The organism is Tepidibacter formicigenes DSM 15518 (assembly GCF_900142235.1).
In the GTDB taxonomy this organism is placed as follows: domain Bacteria; phylum Bacillota; class Clostridia; order Peptostreptococcales; family Peptostreptococcaceae; genus Tepidibacter; species Tepidibacter formicigenes.
Genome location: NZ_FRAE01000008.1, coordinates 18,437 through 34,176 on the forward strand (window position 1 = coordinate 18,437; position 15,740 = coordinate 34,176).

18 protein-coding genes, 1 riboswitch and 2 other annotated features (1 of these 21 cut by a window edge) are annotated in these 15,740 nt (G+C 28.3%); of the genes, 11 read left to right on the forward strand and 7 right to left on the reverse strand.

Going from position 1 to position 15,740, the window contains the following annotated elements; genetic code table 11:
- Positions 1-3: 3 nt before the first annotated feature.
- The gene (locus BUA77_RS02070) at positions 4-1,395 is read right to left on the reverse strand and encodes an ATP-dependent metallopeptidase FtsH/Yme1/Tma family protein (protein ID WP_408645624.1); all 1,392 of its coding nucleotides are present in this window, start codon (positions 1,393-1,395) and stop codon (positions 4-6) included.
- A gap of 202 nt (positions 1,396-1,597) precedes the next feature.
- Positions 1,598-1,724 (forward strand) — a sequence feature (ribosomal protein L20 leader region).
- On the opposite strand from BUA77_RS02070, the gene infC reads away from it, so the two are divergent.
- The 3 genes from infC (at position 1,678) to rplT (ending at position 2,868) form a co-directional block, all read left to right on the forward strand.
- Positions 1,678-2,253: a translation initiation factor IF-3 gene (gene infC / locus BUA77_RS02075; protein WP_084605409.1), complete on the forward strand. Its 576-nt coding sequence runs from the start codon at positions 1,678-1,680 to the stop codon at positions 2,251-2,253. (Overlaps the previous feature by 47 nt.)
- 26 nt (positions 2,254-2,279) lie before the next feature.
- On the forward strand, positions 2,280-2,477 hold the full coding sequence (rpmI, locus tag BUA77_RS02080) for a 50S ribosomal protein L35 (protein WP_072886822.1): 198 nt from the start codon (positions 2,280-2,282) through the stop codon (positions 2,475-2,477).
- Positions 2,478-2,508: 31 nt separating this feature from the next.
- The gene (gene rplT / locus BUA77_RS02085; protein ID WP_072886824.1) at positions 2,509-2,868 is read left to right on the forward strand and encodes a 50S ribosomal protein L20; all 360 of its coding nucleotides are present in this window, start codon (positions 2,509-2,511) and stop codon (positions 2,866-2,868) included.
- A 21-nt stretch (positions 2,869-2,889) separates the two neighbouring features.
- Here the strand turns inward: rplT and thiE are convergent, their stop codons facing one another.
- The 6 genes from thiE to thiS are packed head-to-tail and all read right to left on the reverse strand — an operon-like array spanning position 2,890 to position 7,702.
- Positions 2,890-3,477, reverse strand: coding sequence for a thiamine phosphate synthase (thiE, locus tag BUA77_RS02090; protein WP_072886826.1), 588 nt, complete (start codon positions 3,475-3,477; stop codon positions 2,890-2,892).
- A 1-nt stretch (position 3,478) separates the two neighbouring features.
- Positions 3,479-4,792, reverse strand: a complete 1,314-nt coding sequence (gene thiC, locus BUA77_RS02095) for a phosphomethylpyrimidine synthase ThiC (RefSeq protein WP_072886828.1) — start codon at positions 4,790-4,792, stop codon at positions 3,479-3,481.
- 15 nt (positions 4,793-4,807) lie between these two features.
- Positions 4,808-5,911, reverse strand: a complete 1,104-nt coding sequence (thiH, locus tag BUA77_RS02100; RefSeq protein ID WP_072886830.1) for a 2-iminoacetate synthase ThiH — start codon at positions 5,909-5,911, stop codon at positions 4,808-4,810.
- Positions 5,911-6,687 (reverse strand): thiazole synthase, encoded by a 777-nt coding sequence (locus BUA77_RS02105; protein WP_072886832.1) that lies wholly within the window; start codon positions 6,685-6,687, stop codon positions 5,911-5,913. Before BUA77_RS02105 ends, thiH begins: the two co-directional genes overlap by 1 nt.
- Positions 6,688-6,698: 11 nt before the next feature.
- Complete coding sequence (gene thiF / locus BUA77_RS02110) at positions 6,699-7,505, reverse strand: sulfur carrier protein ThiS adenylyltransferase ThiF (protein ID WP_072886834.1); 807 nt, start codon at positions 7,503-7,505, stop codon at positions 6,699-6,701.
- A gap of 2 nt (positions 7,506-7,507) precedes the next feature.
- A complete protein-coding gene (gene thiS / locus BUA77_RS02115; protein WP_072886836.1) occupies positions 7,508-7,702 on the reverse strand; it encodes a sulfur carrier protein ThiS in 195 nt (64 codons plus the stop codon).
- 89 nt (positions 7,703-7,791) lie between these two features.
- Positions 7,792-7,903, reverse strand: a riboswitch (TPP riboswitch).
- A 141-nt stretch (positions 7,904-8,044) separates the two neighbouring features.
- Between thiS and uppS the strand changes: the two genes are divergently transcribed.
- From uppS to BUA77_RS02155, 8 genes are all read left to right on the forward strand, one after another.
- Positions 8,045-8,689, forward strand: a complete 645-nt coding sequence (uppS, locus tag BUA77_RS02120) for a polyprenyl diphosphate synthase (RefSeq protein ID WP_072886838.1) — start codon at positions 8,045-8,047, stop codon at positions 8,687-8,689.
- Positions 8,690-8,815: 126 nt separating this feature from the next.
- Positions 8,816-9,196, forward strand: a complete 381-nt coding sequence (locus BUA77_RS02125) for a GntR family transcriptional regulator (RefSeq protein WP_072886840.1) — start codon at positions 8,816-8,818, stop codon at positions 9,194-9,196.
- Between the two features lie 4 nt (positions 9,197-9,200).
- Positions 9,201-10,097, forward strand: a complete 897-nt coding sequence (locus BUA77_RS02130; protein ID WP_072886841.1) for an ABC transporter ATP-binding protein — start codon at positions 9,201-9,203, stop codon at positions 10,095-10,097.
- Positions 10,078-11,133, forward strand: coding sequence for an ABC-2 transporter permease (locus BUA77_RS02135; protein WP_072886843.1), 1,056 nt, complete (start codon positions 10,078-10,080; stop codon positions 11,131-11,133). Before BUA77_RS02130 ends, BUA77_RS02135 begins: the two co-directional genes overlap by 20 nt.
- A gap of 212 nt (positions 11,134-11,345) precedes the next feature.
- Positions 11,346-12,434, forward strand: coding sequence for a putative NPN-dependent ornithine cyclodeaminase (locus BUA77_RS02140; protein WP_072886845.1), 1,089 nt, complete (start codon positions 11,346-11,348; stop codon positions 12,432-12,434).
- A 375-nt stretch (positions 12,435-12,809) separates the two neighbouring features.
- Entirely contained in the window at positions 12,810-14,159 is a 1,350-nt protein-coding gene (locus tag BUA77_RS02145; RefSeq protein WP_072886847.1) for a TrkH family potassium uptake protein, read from the forward strand.
- A 14-nt stretch (positions 14,160-14,173) separates the two neighbouring features.
- Entirely contained in the window at positions 14,174-14,827 is a 654-nt protein-coding gene (locus BUA77_RS02150) for a potassium channel family protein (protein WP_072886848.1), read from the forward strand.
- 2 nt (positions 14,828-14,829) lie between these two features.
- Positions 14,830-15,630 carry a TrmH family RNA methyltransferase gene (locus tag BUA77_RS02155; protein WP_084605411.1) on the forward strand — a complete coding sequence of 267 codons (801 nt, stop codon included), beginning with the start codon at positions 14,830-14,832 and terminating at the stop codon, positions 15,628-15,630.
- A gap of 39 nt (positions 15,631-15,669) precedes the next feature.
- Positions 15,670-15,740 (forward strand) — a binding site (T-box leader) (it continues 145 nt past the right edge of the window).

The following is a 15,740-nucleotide window of genomic DNA, read 5'->3' on the forward strand; positions in this document are numbered from 1 at the left end:
ACTTTAAGTATAGACCCTTTTTATTATTTCTTTTAATTCATCATTAGTTAAAGTTTCTTTTTCATAAAGATGATTAGATATTAAGTGAAGTTCTTCCATATGCTCTTTTAATAAATTTATTGATTCGTTATAGCAATCCCTTATAATAGAATTTGCTTCGGATTGAATTTTATCAATTAAAAATGTTTTGTGATTTCCTTCTATAGTCATACTTCCAAGGCTACTCATTCCATATTCACATATCATTTGATTAGTAATTTCACTAACTTTTTTCAAATCATCTTTTGCACCTGTTGAAATATGGTCAAATATAATCTCTTCTGCTGCTTTACCAGCAAGAAGTATTTTTATCTTACCAAGCAATTCATCTTTAGTGTGAATAAATCTATCTTCATCTGGTAGTTGAAGTACATAACCTAAAGCTTGACCTCTAGGAATTATAGATATTTTTTGTATAGGGTTTATTCCTAAAATATTGCTAACAAGTGTATGACCTGCTTCATGGTAAGATACAATTTTCTTTTCTTTTTCTATCAGTTTGCTGTTTTTACTTTCAAGGCCTGCTAAAATTCTCTCTATTGCTTGATTAAAGTGATCTTGATTAATTACATTTTTACTTTCTCTTACAGCTATTATAGCAGCTTCATTTGCTATATTAGAAAGATGTGCTCCGCTAAGTCCATGTGTTTTTTTAGCTAGTTCTTCTAAATTTACCGAATCATCTAAAGGTTTATCATTGGTATGAACCTTTAATATTTCGCATCTAGTATAGTAGTTAGGGTTTCCAATGTATATATGTCTATCAAATCTTCCAGGTCTAAGTAGTGCTTCGTCTAGAAGGTCTAGTCTATTTGTAGCTCCGATGATTATTACATTTGTATCTTTATTAAAACCATCCATTTCAACTAAAAGTTGATTTAATGTTTGATCTTTTTCATTGTTGCTTTCTAAATGTCTTTTAGCTCCTATAGCATCTATTTCGTCTATAAAAATTATACTAGGTGCTTCTTTTCTTGCTTTTTCAAATAAAGTTCTAACTCTTTTAGCTCCAACTCCTACATATTTTTCAACAAATTCTGATCCCGTAGTATTAAAAAATGCTGAATTTGTTTCTCCAGCTACGGAAGCAGCAAGCAGTGTTTTTCCAGTTCCTGGAGGGCCGTGGAATAGCACTCCCTTTGGAATTTTAGCTCCCATTTTTTTATATTTGTCAGGATTCTTAATAAAGTCAACCAGTTCAACTAGCTCTTCTTTTACTTCTTCAAGACCTGCAACATCTTTAAATGTGGTTTTTGGCTTTGAAAAATTAGCATCTTCGTTTCCATTATCTTTTTCCATTTTACTTTGAGCAAAAGCAAAAACTGGCATATTGATTTTTTTAAATATTTTTTTCATTATACCCATATTATACACCTCAAAAATTTAGGTTGTTTTGTATTTATTTTTAGTTTCTCCTAAATGTGTAAGAATATTATTTAATAATTTTTCCAATTTTAGCAAAATAAATATTCAATAATCTATGTAATTTATTTGTTAAAAGCAAAATTTTAAAAAATATGTTGACATTAAAAGTTTAAAATGATAAACTTATTGTTGTTAAATGAAGAAGAAGTTATCCGCTTCTCACCTTACTCCACAGGTTGTAGGGTTAATAACAGGATTTTTTTAGTCTTTGTTATGGTGTGTGTACGGATAGCTTATGCTATCCGTTTTTTTATTTTTAATATTACTTGGAGGTGTCTAACTATTAAAGAACTACCAATTAATGAAGAGATACGAGATAAGGAAATAAGACTTATTTCCCACACAGGTGAACAATTAGGTATAATGTCTGCTAGAGAGGCACAAATAATAGCAAACGATAATAATTTAGATTTAGTTAAAATTTCACCTAATGCAAAACCACCTGTATGCAAGATAATGGATTATGGAAAGTATAAGTATGAACAATCTAGAAAAGAAAAAGAGTCTAAGAAAAAGCAAAAGACTATAACTGTTAAAGAAATAAGGCTAAGACCTGCTATAGAAGAGAATGATTTAAATACAAAAGCTAAGCAAGCAGTTAAATTCTTAACTAAGGGAGATAAAGTTAAAGTTGAACTTAGATTCAGAGGAAGAGAGCTTGGACATAAAGATGCAGGTATTCAAGTTATTAATAAATTTATAGATTGTGTTAAGGAAGTTGGTACGCCAGCTAAACCCCCAAAATTTGAAGGGAATAAATTAGTTGTAATACTAGATCCTAAAAAATAATTATAATTTGAGAGGAGGAAATTAACATGCCAAAAATGAAAACTCATAGAGGAGCTGCTAAAAGATTTAAAGCTACAGGAAAAGGTAAATTAAAGAGAGCTAAAGCATATAAAAGTCATATATTAACTAAGAAGAGTGCTAAAACTAAAATGAATCTTAGAAAAGCAGGTATAGTAAGTGCTGGAGATCAAAAAAGAATAGCTAGATTATTACCATACGTGTAAAATAAATGCTTAAACAAAGGAGGTCGTAAAGATGGCAAGAGTTAAAAAGGCAATGAATGCTCGTAAAAAACATAAAAAAGTATTAAAACTTGCAAAAGGATATAGAGGAGCTAGAAGTAGATTATTTAAACCAGCTAATCAGTTCGTGATGAAAGCTTTAAGACATGCTTATGTAGGTAGAAAGCTTAAGAAAAGAGATTTCAGAAAGCTTTGGATACAAAGAATAAATGCAGGTACAAGAGCTCATGGATTATCTTATTCAAGATTTATAAATGGATTAAAATTAGCTGGAATTAACATAAATAGAAAAATGTTATCAGAAATGGCAATAAATGATCCGGAAGGATTTAAGCAATTAGTTGAAACTGCTAAGCAAAAAATAAATGCTTAATAAAAATTCCTTAGATTTTATCTAAGGAATTTTTTGTAATTCTTTAACTGTCTTTAGTATATTATTTGATTTCATTATATTTGACATAATAGCAGTTCCGTTTGCACCAGCTTCATATACACTTTTTATATTATATTTGGTTATGCCTCCAATAGCAATTACAGGTATATCTATATTTTTTTTTATTTCTTCTATAAATTTTAATCCTCTTGGTTTGAGGTCTTTTTTACAATCAGTAGAGAATATATGTCCTGCAAGTATATAATCAGCTCCAAGATTTTGAGCAGCAACTGCTTCTTTTACACTATGTACAGAAATTCCTGTTATTCCATTAAATTTAGGTAAACTATCATTTATCAAATTGAAACCTATATGAAATCCATGGCATTGTAAATCTTTAGCTACACATAAATTGTTATTTATTATAAGAGGAATATTTTTTTTATCTGTTATAGATTTTATTTTTTTAGCCATGGAGTAAAGCTCATCATATCCTAAATCTTTTTCTCTAAGTATTACAGCATCAATTCCAGCATTTACAGATTCTTCAACAACTCTAAATATGTTACCATCAGGTATTAATTTTCTATTGGTGATAAGGTATATCATGTTAATTATCCTCTCTTAATATATTAATATCCTTACCTTCTAGTATCTTATTCATATTTCTCATAGAACACATTTTTCCGCACATCGTACAGCTGTCACTATGCTCAGGCATAGATTCATCTCTATATCTTCTAGCTTTTTCTTCATCTATGCAAAAATCAAACATTTTTTCCCAATCTAGCTCTTGTCTAGCCTTACTCATTTTATAGTCCCAATCCCTAGCACCTTTAACACCTTTAGCTATATCTGCTGCATGTGCTGCGATTTTTGATGCTATTATACCTTCTTTCATATCATCTAAAGTAGGTAGTCTTAAATGTTCAGCAGGAGTTACATAGCATAGAAAATCAGCTCCACTACTTGCTGCTATAGCACCACCTATTGCACTTGTTATATGGTCATATCCAGGAGCTATATCTGTTACAATAGGACCTAGAACATAAAATGGAGCGCCATGGCAAAGTTTTTTCTCAAGAAGCATATTAGCTTGTATTTCATTGATAGGCATATGCCCAGGACCTTCAATCATAACTTGAACATTTCGTTCCCAAGCTCTTTTTGTAAGTTCACCTAAAATAATAAGTTCTTCAATTTGAGATGCATCAGTAGAGTCATTTATAGAACCAGGACGACATGCATCACCAAGACTTAAAGTAACATCGTATTCTTCACAAATGTCTAAGAGTTTATCATAATATTCATAAAATGGATTTTCTTTATTATTAAGCTCCATCCATGCAAACAATAAAGAACCACCTCTAGAAACTATATTAGTAAGGCGTTTATTTTTCTTAAAGGTTTCACAGGTTTTTCTAGTAAGGCCTGCATGAATAGTTACAAAATCAACTCCATCTTTTGCGTGTTTTTCAACAACATCTAAAAATTCTTCAGCTTTTATATCTTTAAGCTCTTTATCATAAAAACCAACAGCATCATACATTGGAACAGTACCTATCATAGCAGGTGATATTTCAACAACTTTTTTCCTAAATTCTTCTGTTTTACCAAATGAACTTAAATCCATTATAGCTTCAGCCTTAAGTTCAATTGCTTTTTTAACTTTTTCTATCTCAGGTTCTATATTTGGACAATCTTTTGATATTCCTAAATTTACATTTATTTTAGTTCTAAGACCTTTTCCTATACCTTCTGGATTTAATGATTTATGATTTTTATTAGCTGGAATAACAACTTTACCACTTCCAACTAAATCTCTAAGTAAATACACATCTATTTTTTCTTTCTTTGAAACTATTTCCATTTCCTTAGTTATAATTCCTTTTCTTGCAGCATCCATTTGAGTTGTATAATTCATACTAAATTCTCCTTTCTATATATAATCCCAATCTTTAAATATAGGTTGATATCCTTTTTTAAGAAGGGATTCTTTAATTTCTAAGACACTTCGTGTATCAGATATTTCAAATTGACTAGAGCTTTTATTAGATTGTGAATGCCCTCCAACTTCAGTGCAAACTCCTGCTGACATTTTAGTTATTCCAAGCGGAATAAGATTTTCTCTAAAATATTTATTTTCTCTAGTTGAAATATTTATTCCGGCGTAAGGCATAAATAATTTAAGAGCAAGCATTACTTGCACTAGATTTTTATCACTTACTTCATATATGTCAGTAAAGCTTCCTACATGAGGTCTAATTCTAGGAAGAGAAAAGTTAATTTCTACATCTAAATATTTATTTTGAAGATAATATCCATGAAGACCTGTAAAAAATCCTTCACTTCTAAAATCATAAAGACCAAGTAAAGCACCAATATTTACTGATCTCATTTTAGCTCTACATCCTCGCTCAGGTGCATCCAATCTAAATCTATAGTTTTTCTTAGGTCCAGATATATGAACTTTATCGTAAGCATTTTCATTATAGGCTTCTTGGTAGATAGTAAGAGAATCTACACCAGCATGTATAAGTTCTTTGTATTCTTCTTCTTTAAGTGGGTAAATTTCAATGCATATAGAATCAAAATAATTTCTTAGTATATGTACACAATCCTTAATATAAGAAATTGGAGTTTTAGTTTTTGACTCTCCAGTTAAAATTAATATATGTCTAAGACCAGTTGAAGAAATTTTTTTAGCTTCAATTTCAACTTCTTCAAGAGTTAATTTTTTTCTTGTAATTTTATTTTCGACATTAAAGCTACAGTAAGAGCATTTATTAGAGCAGTAATTTGCAATGTACATAGGAGTATATAAAATTATAGATTTACCAAAATGCTGTATAGACAACTTATTTGATTTTTGAGCCATTTCTTCTAAGTATTTTTCAGCTTTAGGAGATAGTAATGTTAAAAAATCAATCTCATTTAGTCTATTCTTACTAAGAACATTTAAAATATCATTATCAGTTACCTTTTCAAAAAAGTTACCAAAATCGAAATCTCTATATTTAATATATTCATAATAAAAACTCATTAAATATCCCCTCCATACAGAAATCCTGTAAGAGGAGAAGAAGCACTAGCAAATTTTTTAACAGCTCTCATTTTAGCAAGATATGCCTTTCTTCCAGCTACTACAGCATGATGAAAAGCCTCTCCCATTATAATTGGATTACTTGATGATGCAATAGCAGTATTTACAAGTACTGCATCTGCTCCCATTTCCATTGCTTTTGCGGCTTGAGAAGGTTTTCCAATGCCTGCATCTACAATTATAGGCATATTAATCTCATCTATTAAAATTTGAATCATTTCTTCAGTTCTAAGCCCTTTATTAGTTCCTATTGGAGCACCAAGAGGCATTACAGCAGCTGCTCCAGCATCAACCATTCTTTTTGCATCCATTAAATCAGGATTCATATAAGGAAGAACAACAAAACCTTCTTTTGCTAATATATCTGTAGCTTTAATTGTTTCATAATTATCTGGAAGAAGATATTTATTATCGGAAATCACTTCTATTTTTACCCAATTACCACAGCCAGAAGCTCTTGCAAGTCTAGCTATTCTAACAGCTTCCTCAGCATTTCTAGCTCCAGATGTATTGGGAAGTAGAGTACAATTTTTATCTATGTAATTCAATATATTTTCTTCAGGAGAGTGTAAGTTTACTCTTCTTAGAGCTAATGTAATAACTTGACTTTTAGAAGAATTTATAACTTTAGGTAGTATATCATTTGAAGAGTATTTTCCTGTTCCAATAAAAAGTCTGCTATTTAGTTCAGTTTCACCAATTTTTAATTTATCCATAGTAAACCTCCTTAATTTTCATCTTCACCTAGGATAATCCTTAGAACCATATTAGCTTGATGATGTGCAGCTACTCCAACTCTTGGAGCCATAAGTCCACATCCAGGTTTTGCCTGTGATGTATTATCACCAACGATATAAAAATTATCTTTAATTTTTTTAGTAGTTATTGAGTTAGAAGAAAAATATCCTGCAACTCCAGAAGCAGCTATTAGTTTCTTTTGAGGCATTCTAGAGAGAACAGTATTTGCTAAAACTGCTTTTGATTTTGGATTATCGAATGCTTCAACTATAATGTCAACATTCTTAAATATTTCTTCTATATTATTTTCATAAATAAAAATATCTTTAGTTTCTACATCAACAAAAGGATTACAATCTCTAATAATATTCTTTAGGGCATCAGTTTTTTTCATTCCAATATGTTTTATAAAATACTGCTGTCTATTTAAATTGCTTGGCTCTACTACATCAAAATCAATAAGAAGAAGTTTGCCAATACCTATTCTAGCTAGAGATATAGCAATATTAGAACCAAGACCACCAAGACCTGCTATAGCAACACTTGCTTTTTTTACTTTGTCATGAACACCAGGAGTATGCCTTGATACCAAAAGATGCTCTAGTTCTTTTTTAGTTGGTTGTTCTCCTTTTTTTATAAGTGTTAATGTATCGTTTTCACAAAGGGTAACATCCTCATTTATAATGAATCCATTGTAAATAATGATATCAGCATTTTTTTTTATTAGATTTCTTATTTCATAAGCCGTAGTATAAGGCTTAACTGAATATTTTTTCTGATTTACAAATATATTCAAAATTAACCTCCTCCTACAAAATTAATTATCTCAATTCTATCTTCTTTACTAAGCTTTCTGTGGGCATATTCACTTTTAGAAATTATATTAAGGTTTACTTCAACTACTATTGTTTCAGGATTTAAGTTAAGCTTTTTAATAAGTTCTTTAATAGTTATTCCTTCATTGAAATCCATTTTTTCACCATTAATAGTCATATCTATACCTCCTTTCTAGATAGACTCAAAAATAAAAAAGGCACAAATTCCAGAATAAGGATTTGTGCCTGTATATTTACATACAAAAAATATGCATATCTACACTTCCCTACGCTGGTATTATCCAGATCAGGTTAAAGGGTTAAAGACTTTATTGGGTCTTACTCTCAGCTGGCCTTTCCAGCACCCCTAGCGAAATTGTATTCACTTTTAGGTTTATAATAACACATGAATAAATTTTATTCAATCATATTATTTTAAAAATTACCTAATAAAACAAAAAAGTATATTTTTATTTATAATGGAAATAATATACAAAAATTGGGTTGTAGGAGGTATTTTATGAGAATTCCAAATCATATAGGTATAATACCTGATGGAAATAGAAGATGGGCTGTTCAGCAAGGGATGACCAAAGATATGGGATATAATGAAGGATTAAATCCCGGACTTGAATTGTTCAAAGTTTGTAAAGAAATTGGTGTAAAAGAGCTTACATATTATGGATTTACAGTTGATAATACTAAAAGACCAACTGTTCAAACTAAAGCATTTACTAAAGCTTGTATAGATGCTGTTAAGATGCTTTCAAGAGAAGATGCATCATTATTAGTAGTAGGAAATACTGCTTCACCTATGTTTCCTAAAGAATTACTTCCATATACTAAAAGAAAAGATTTTGGAAAAGGTGGAATGAGAGTTAATTTTCTAGTTAATTATGGATGGAATTGGGACCTTGGTAATCTAAATCAAAATACTTCTATTAATAGAAGTAATATTATTAAACATTTAAATTCTTGGGATGTATCTAGAGTTGATTTAATAATCAGATGGGGAGGAAGAAGAAGATTGAGTGGATTTTTACCAGTTCAATCTATTTACTCTGATTTTTATGTTATAGATGATTACTGGCCAGATTTTAAAGCGAAGCATGTATATGATGCTATTAATTGGTATGATAAACAGGATATAACACTTGGAGGTTAAGGGTATAACAAAGGTTATACCCTTATTTTTTTTGAAAAATAGTAATTGTTTAATATTGACAAATGTATAAGTTATAATTAAACTAAGTGTATTAATTAAATTAATACACTTTAGGAGGTAAATATTTTGATCGATATAGATAGTAGAAGTAGTAAACCTATTTATGAACAAATAGTAGACCAAATTAAAGAAAATATTATGAAAGGTATATTAATGCATGGAGATAAGCTTCCTTCTGTAAGAGAACTTTCTTCTATGATTACAGTAAATCCAAATACTATATCTCGGGCATATCAAGAGCTTGAAAGACAAAGATTTCTTATAAGCATAAAGGGGAGAGGAACTTATGTTTCTGATGATTATAAACCTAAAATAGATAATGAAAAATTAGAATCATTAAAAAAACAAGTTAAAAATATGATAATAGAATTTCATTATATGGGTATGAAAAAAGGTGATATTCTTGATTTAATACAAGACCTTTATAATGAGCTTAAAAAGGAGTGAAAAAATGATATATATTAACAACGTATATAAAAGTATAGGGAATAAGAGTGTTTTAAAAAGTATTAATTTAAAAGTACAAAAAGGAAGTATATTTGGACTAATAGGAGAAAATGGTGCAGGAAAAACAACTTTAATTAAATGTTTGACTGGGATTTATAAAGCTGATAAAGGTGAAATAAAAATAGATAATGAGGAAGTTTTTGAAAATAATAAAATAAAAGATAGAATGGGATATGTTGCAGATCAAAATAATTATTTTTCTTTTTTTAAAGTAAAAGAAATTATAAATTTTTATAAAGATACATATTCGAATTTTTCTATTGACAGATTTAGAAAACTTAATAATATATTTAAAATATTTGAAAATAAAAGAATAAAAGATTTATCAAAAGGTATGAAGATGCAGCTTTCTCTAATGTTGAATTTAAGTATAAATGCAAAAGTTTTAATATTAGATGAACCTACATCTGGACTTGATGTGATTGTTAAAAAGAAATTTACTAATATTCTACTTGAGGAAGTAGAAAAAAATAACACAACTATATTTATATCTTCTCATAATTTAGGTGATTTAGAAAGAATTTGTGATAATATAGCAATTATAAATAGAGGAGAGATAAAGTATGTAAATTCAATTGAAAATATGAAGAAAAATATTAAGAAGCTACAAGTATTATTTAATGGTAAAGTACCAGAAGAAATTCATTCATGGAAAGAAATAATGTATATTAAGAATATAGGAAGAATTAATTATATTATTACAAAAAACTATTCTAAAAAACTAGAGGATAATTTGATAAATATGGGAGCTCAATTTGTTGAAGAAATAGATTTAGGTTTAGAAGAAATGTTTATATATTCTGTAGGGGAGGAATTAGATAGTGAAAAATGTATGTCCTAAAGCACTATTTTTTAAAGAGTGGAGAAGCGCTAAATGGATGACTATGTTTATGACTTTTATGTTATTTATGTTTCAAATTATGTATGTATTTAATGAATTAAGTAATTTAAAATGGCTGGCTAAGAGAAAGGGCATAAATTCAATAGAATATAAAAGAGAACTTATTGGTTGGTTTAATGAAGCTTTAATGGAAAATAATATTCAATTAGTTGTTGTATTTACAATTATTGTACTTGTTATTATATTATTTCAAAGTGAAAGAAAAAATGAAACATACTCACTAATTGCATCAATGCCATTTAAAAGAGAAGAAATAATAAAGACTAAGTGGGTAGTAGGAAGTTTAAGTGTTTTCATTTCATTTTTTATAACTTTTATTATGTTATCTGTATTTTATTTTTTAAATACAGAATTTATAAAAAATTCTTACAATATAGTTTTAAAGTGGACTTTAATTAATATATTAACCTATATAGCTATATTTACTATTCTTTTGTTTGGACAAACTTTTATAGGGCAAAATATTGTAGGAGGCATAGTTTCGAGTATTTCTCTTATAGTTCCTTTTGGAGCAATTAGTATGATAGAAGAAATTGTTGCAATTAATATGAATTTAAATGGGAATCATAAATTTATAATAGGTATAGATAAGTTTGCTAAATATCTTAACATATATGGTATAAATTCGGCAGAATATGTTTTAGTTGATAAAGGAGCTAGTTATTATGTATACAACAATTATTTTATTAAGTTAGGAGTATTAGTTATTTTAATAACAATATTTTATAATTTAGCAGTTTATACATATAAGAAAAATAAATTTGAAAATAATGGTAACATAATAATGTTTTCCTTTTTTGAACCAGTGTTTAAATGGGGAATTACAATATGCTCGGGTCTTTTTCTTGCATTTATAACTATGAATATAATATATGGGTTTGAACAAAATAAGATTATTATAGATATATTTTTAGTTATAGGATGTGTAATTGGATATTTTATATCAGATAAAATGGTTTTAATATTCTCTAAATAAGTATTTTTAATCAATTTTATTGTAATTTTTTCTGGGATTGGGATATTTTGATGAAAAATAGTAAATAATAAACTGTAAAAACAAAATTTTACATAGTGTATACATTTACAATGTATTTATATACAAAGTTTTGCTATAATATATTATATGTTAAAGTTTATACAATAAACTCATAATTAATCAAAAAATAAACTTATCGGGGGTGTTGATAAATGGGTTTTGAATTACCAAAGTATATAGAGCCTAATTTTGAGCAGGAGTTTTTAAAATCAGCTCCAAATGTAAAAACAGAAGAAGTTGTAAAAGAAGGAGTTGCTCCTGAGAATTATCACGGGACTACAATATTTCCTGAATATTTCAAAATAGATGGAAAATGGGTTTTAGCTAAAGAAAGCAGAATGGATAGTGTTGTTGTTGTAAAAGATAATAATGAGGTAGAAGTTAAGGAATTTAGAAACTTAAAAGTAGGAGAAAAGGTTGTAGTTGGCAGAACAGAAGATGCAAGTGAAGGGATTTATGTTTATAATGGCGGATTTGTAGGAGAAGAAGAGATAGATGAAACTTTTGCATTTAGAAGTGGAAGATCAAGAGAAACTGCATATTCTAAAGATTATGATGATTTATATGAAGTATTAAGACGTGAAAAAGAACATGGATATATAGTTTGGGTTTTAGGTCCTGCAGCTGTATTTGATAAAGATGCAAGAGAAGCCATGGCGGCACTTATAGATAATGGATATGTTCATGCATTTTTAGGTGGAAATGCAGTAGCAACACATGATTTAGAAGCAGCAACAATAGGAACTGCCCTTGGACAAGATATATATACTCAAAAATCAATGAAGGATGGACACTATAATCACTTAGATTTATTAAATAAAGCAAGAAGAGCAGGATCAATAGAAAGGCTTATAGAAGAAGAAAATATAACAGATGGAATAATTCATGCTTGCGTTAAAAATGATGTACCTATAGTATTAGGTGGATCTATAAGAGATGATGGACCACTACCAATAGTAATATCCGATGTATATAAAGCTCAAAATGAAATGAGAAAACATACAAGAAAAGCTACAACGGTCATATGTCTTGCAACACAACTTCATTCAATAGCAACAGGTAATATGACTCCTTCTTATACAGTTGTTAATGGAGAAGTAAGACCTGTATTTATTTATAGTGTTGATGTTTCTGAATTTGCAGTAAATAAATTAAGAGATAGAGGGACTTTAGAAGTTAAAACAATAGTTACAAATGTACAAGATTTTTTAGTTAATTTAAAAAATAATTTAACAAAATAATAAAAAAGTCTTTATTCTAAAGATTTTACAATGTAGACTTTTTTAAAATTTCATGGCGCCAACGAATTCTAACGAATTCCGTTGCTTAAAACTCATAACGGAATTTATATTTATCCACAATTTAAATAGGAATATAATTTCCTATTCGTTATAAAAAATTTATATTTAATAATATAAAACTCATGGTTAGTATTTTTCATAACCATGAGTTTTGTTCTGATTAATTATAATAAAAATTTATATGTTTATATTTAAAATTTTACCATTTAGTGTTTTAGTATTTTACTTTGTGTTATATAATCTTATTTATGAGTTAATGTAATAATATAACAGGAAAGTAGGGAAGATATTTGTATTAAATAAAGAGGTGATAAAATGTTAGGAAAATATATTCAAAAAAAGAATAGGTTGTCTCCTGCTCAGTTTATAGTATTAGGATTTGCAGGTATAATATTGTTAGGAGCATTACTTCTTAACCTACCTATAGCATCTCAAGATGGAAAAAGTGTAGGTTTTATAAATGCTTTATTTACATCAACTTCTGCAGTTTGTGTTACAGGACTTGTAGCAGTAGACACAGGTACTTATTGGACTACATTTGGAAAAGTTATAATAATAACATTAATACAAGTTGGAGGGCTTGGATTTATGTCCATAGCTACTTTATTTGCAATGCTTATAGGTAAAAAAATATATTTACATCAGAGACTTTTAATACAGGAAGCATTAAATCAATATGATTTATCTGGACTTGTAAGACTTACAAGACATATACTTATAGGAACATTTATAATAGAGGGAATAGGTGCTATTATTTTATCAATGGTATTTATACCAGAAATGGGATTTTTAAAAGGACTAGGATACGGTGCTTTTCATTCAATATCAGCATTTTGTAATGCTGGATTTGATTTGATGGGTAACTTTAGTTCTTTGACTTCATATACTGAAAATATTGTAGTAAATATTGTGATAATGACCCTAATAATTCTAGGAGGATTAGGATTTTCGGTTATGTTTGATATTATAAAAAAGAAAAATTTTTCAAAACTTAGTTTACATTCAAAAATAGTTATAGTTATGAGCTCTTTTTTAATATTAAGTGGATTTGTATTATTTTTTGCAATGGAATATAGTAACCCAAAAACTCTGGGGAATCTTTCTTTTAAGGGGAAAATACTTGGAGCATTATTCCAATCAGTAACTACAAGAACAGCAGGCTTTAATACTATAGATTTAGCAGCTATGAAGGATAGTTCTAAGTTTTTAACTATAATATTTATGTTTATTGGTGGTTCTCCAGCGTCAACAGCAGGAGGTATAAAAACATCTACGATAGGAGTTTTAATACTTGCAGTTATAACTTTTATAAGAGGAAAAGAAGACGTAGAAGCATTTGGAAGAAGAATTTCTTATTCTGTTGTAAACAAATCTTTAGGAGTAATAGCTATAGGATTAAGTGTTGTAATATTTATGACTATAACCTTAAGTTTGACTGAAATAAAATTTAATTTTCTTGATACATTATTTGAATCAGTATCAGCCTTTGGAACAGTAGGATTAAGTCTAGCTGGTAGTCCTAATTTATCATTAATAGGTAAAATTTTAATAGCACTATCTATGTTTGCAGGAAGAGTAGGGGCTCTTACAATATTGTTTGCTCTTTCAAATAGAAAGCAAAAGAATTTAATTAAATATCCAGAAGATAAGGTAATTGTAGGGTAGAAAGGAGATTTATTATGAAGCAATATGTAGTAATAGGATGCGGGAGATTTGGTTCTTCTGTAGCTACAACTTTATACTTATTAGGTCATGAAGTAATGGCAATAGATACAAATTATGATATAGTGCAAGATATTTCAGATAAGGTAACTCATGCAGTTCAAGCTGATGCAACTGATGAGAATGCATTAAGATCACTTGGAATTAGAAATTTTGATACAGCTGTTATAAGTATAGGTTCAGACGTTCAATCTTCAATAATGGCAACTTTAATTGCAAAAGAATTAGGAGTAAAATATGTTCTTTGTAAGGCACAAAATGAGCTTCAAGCAAAAGTATTATATAAAATAGGAGCTGATAGAGTAGTATTTCCAGAAAGAGATATGGGAGTAAGGGTTGCTCATAATTTAGTATCTCAAAATGTACTTGACCATATAGAGCTTGATCCTAATTACTCTATTGTTGAAATAGTAACTCCTAGTAATTGGGTAGGAAAGGATTTAATAGAATTAGACTTAAGAGCTAAATATGGAATAAATGTCATGGCTATAAAACGAGGAACAAACATAAATATATCTCCATCAGCAAATGAAAAACTAAAAATGGGAGATATATTGGTGGTAATAGGTGAAAATACTAAGATAAATCAAATAAGTAAAGAGGATAGATAAGTATGATTATGGAAATAACAAGTAAGGAAAATGAAAAAATAAAATACACTAAATCTTTACTAAAAAATAAAAAAAGATTACAAGAGAAAAAATACATAGTAGAAGGATACAGAATTTTAGATCAAGCTATTCAGTGTAAAGCTGATATTGATTATGTAATTTTTAAAGATGAGTTTTTAAATAAAGAAGAACATAAAAAATTCGTAGATTTCTTAAAAAATAACAATTTTAGAATATATAAAACAACGAATAAACTTTTTAAAGAAATAACAGATACAGAAAAGCCACAAGGAATATTAGCTGTTATTAGATATAAAGAATATAATTTAGATGAAATTTTAAATAATAATTCTAATTTTTTAATAATACTTGATAGAATACAAGACCCTGGAAATATGGGAACTATAGTTAGAACAGCTGACGCAGCTGGAGCTAACGGAGTAATTCTTCTAAAAGGTTGTGTAGATATATATAATCCTAAAGTTATAAGATCTACCATGGGGTCTATATTTAATATGTCTATTATACAAGAAAATGAAGAAATTATAGATTATTTAAAAGAAAAAGGATTTAATATTGTATCTAGTTATTTAAATACAGATAATTACTATAATAATGTAGATTATGGTGATAAAGTTGCTTTAGTTATAGGTAATGAAGGAAATGGTATAAAGGATGAAATTATAGAGAAGTCTGATATATTAGTTAAAATACCTATTTATGGTAAGGCTGAGTCTTTGAATGCTGCCATGGCGTCTGGAATACTAATGTATGAGATAAAGAATAATTTGTCTTGTAAATAAAGAAATAATATGTTATAATGCAAGGTAAAGTTTAATAAAGAAAAAGCTGTGAAAGAGAGAGTATTTTGAAATTTCTTAGCTCAGAGAGGAATATATAGCTGGAATTATTC

Excerpts from the sequence above, each read along its gene's own strand:
- BUA77_RS02145 (WP_072886847.1), top strand. The coding sequence starts at position 12,810 with ATGTTAGGAAAATATATTCAAAAAAAGAATAGGTTGTCTCCTGCTCAG.
- infC (WP_084605409.1), top strand. The coding sequence starts at position 1,678 with ATGGTGTGTGTACGGATAGCTTATGCTATCCGTTTTTTTATTTTTAAT.
- BUA77_RS02155 (WP_084605411.1), top strand. The coding sequence starts at position 14,830 with ATGATTATGGAAATAACAAGTAAGGAAAATGAAAAAATAAAATACACT.
- BUA77_RS02070 (WP_408645624.1), bottom strand. The coding sequence starts at position 1,395 with ATGAAAAAAATATTTAAAAAAATCAATATGCCAGTTTTTGCTTTTGCT.
- uppS (WP_072886838.1), top strand. The coding sequence starts at position 8,045 with ATGAGAATTCCAAATCATATAGGTATAATACCTGATGGAAATAGAAGA.
- thiE (WP_072886826.1), bottom strand. The coding sequence starts at position 3,477 with ATGATATACCTTATCACCAATAGAAAATTAATACCTGATGGTAACATA.
- BUA77_RS02130 (WP_072886841.1), top strand. The coding sequence starts at position 9,201 with ATGATATATATTAACAACGTATATAAAAGTATAGGGAATAAGAGTGTT.
- rpmI (WP_072886822.1), top strand. The coding sequence starts at position 2,280 with ATGCCAAAAATGAAAACTCATAGAGGAGCTGCTAAAAGATTTAAAGCT.
- thiS (WP_072886836.1), bottom strand. The coding sequence starts at position 7,702 with ATGACTATTAATGGTGAAAAAATGGATTTCAATGAAGGAATAACTATT.
- BUA77_RS02150 (WP_072886848.1), top strand. The coding sequence starts at position 14,174 with ATGAAGCAATATGTAGTAATAGGATGCGGGAGATTTGGTTCTTCTGTA.
- thiH (WP_072886830.1), bottom strand. The coding sequence starts at position 5,911 with ATGAGTTTTTATTATGAATATATTAAATATAGAGATTTCGATTTTGGT.
- thiC (WP_072886828.1), bottom strand. The coding sequence starts at position 4,792 with ATGAATTATACAACTCAAATGGATGCTGCAAGAAAAGGAATTATAACT.
- rplT (WP_072886824.1), top strand. The coding sequence starts at position 2,509 with ATGGCAAGAGTTAAAAAGGCAATGAATGCTCGTAAAAAACATAAAAAA.
- BUA77_RS02140 (WP_072886845.1), top strand. The coding sequence starts at position 11,346 with ATGGGTTTTGAATTACCAAAGTATATAGAGCCTAATTTTGAGCAGGAG.
- BUA77_RS02105 (WP_072886832.1), bottom strand. The coding sequence starts at position 6,687 with ATGGATAAATTAAAAATTGGTGAAACTGAACTAAATAGCAGACTTTTT.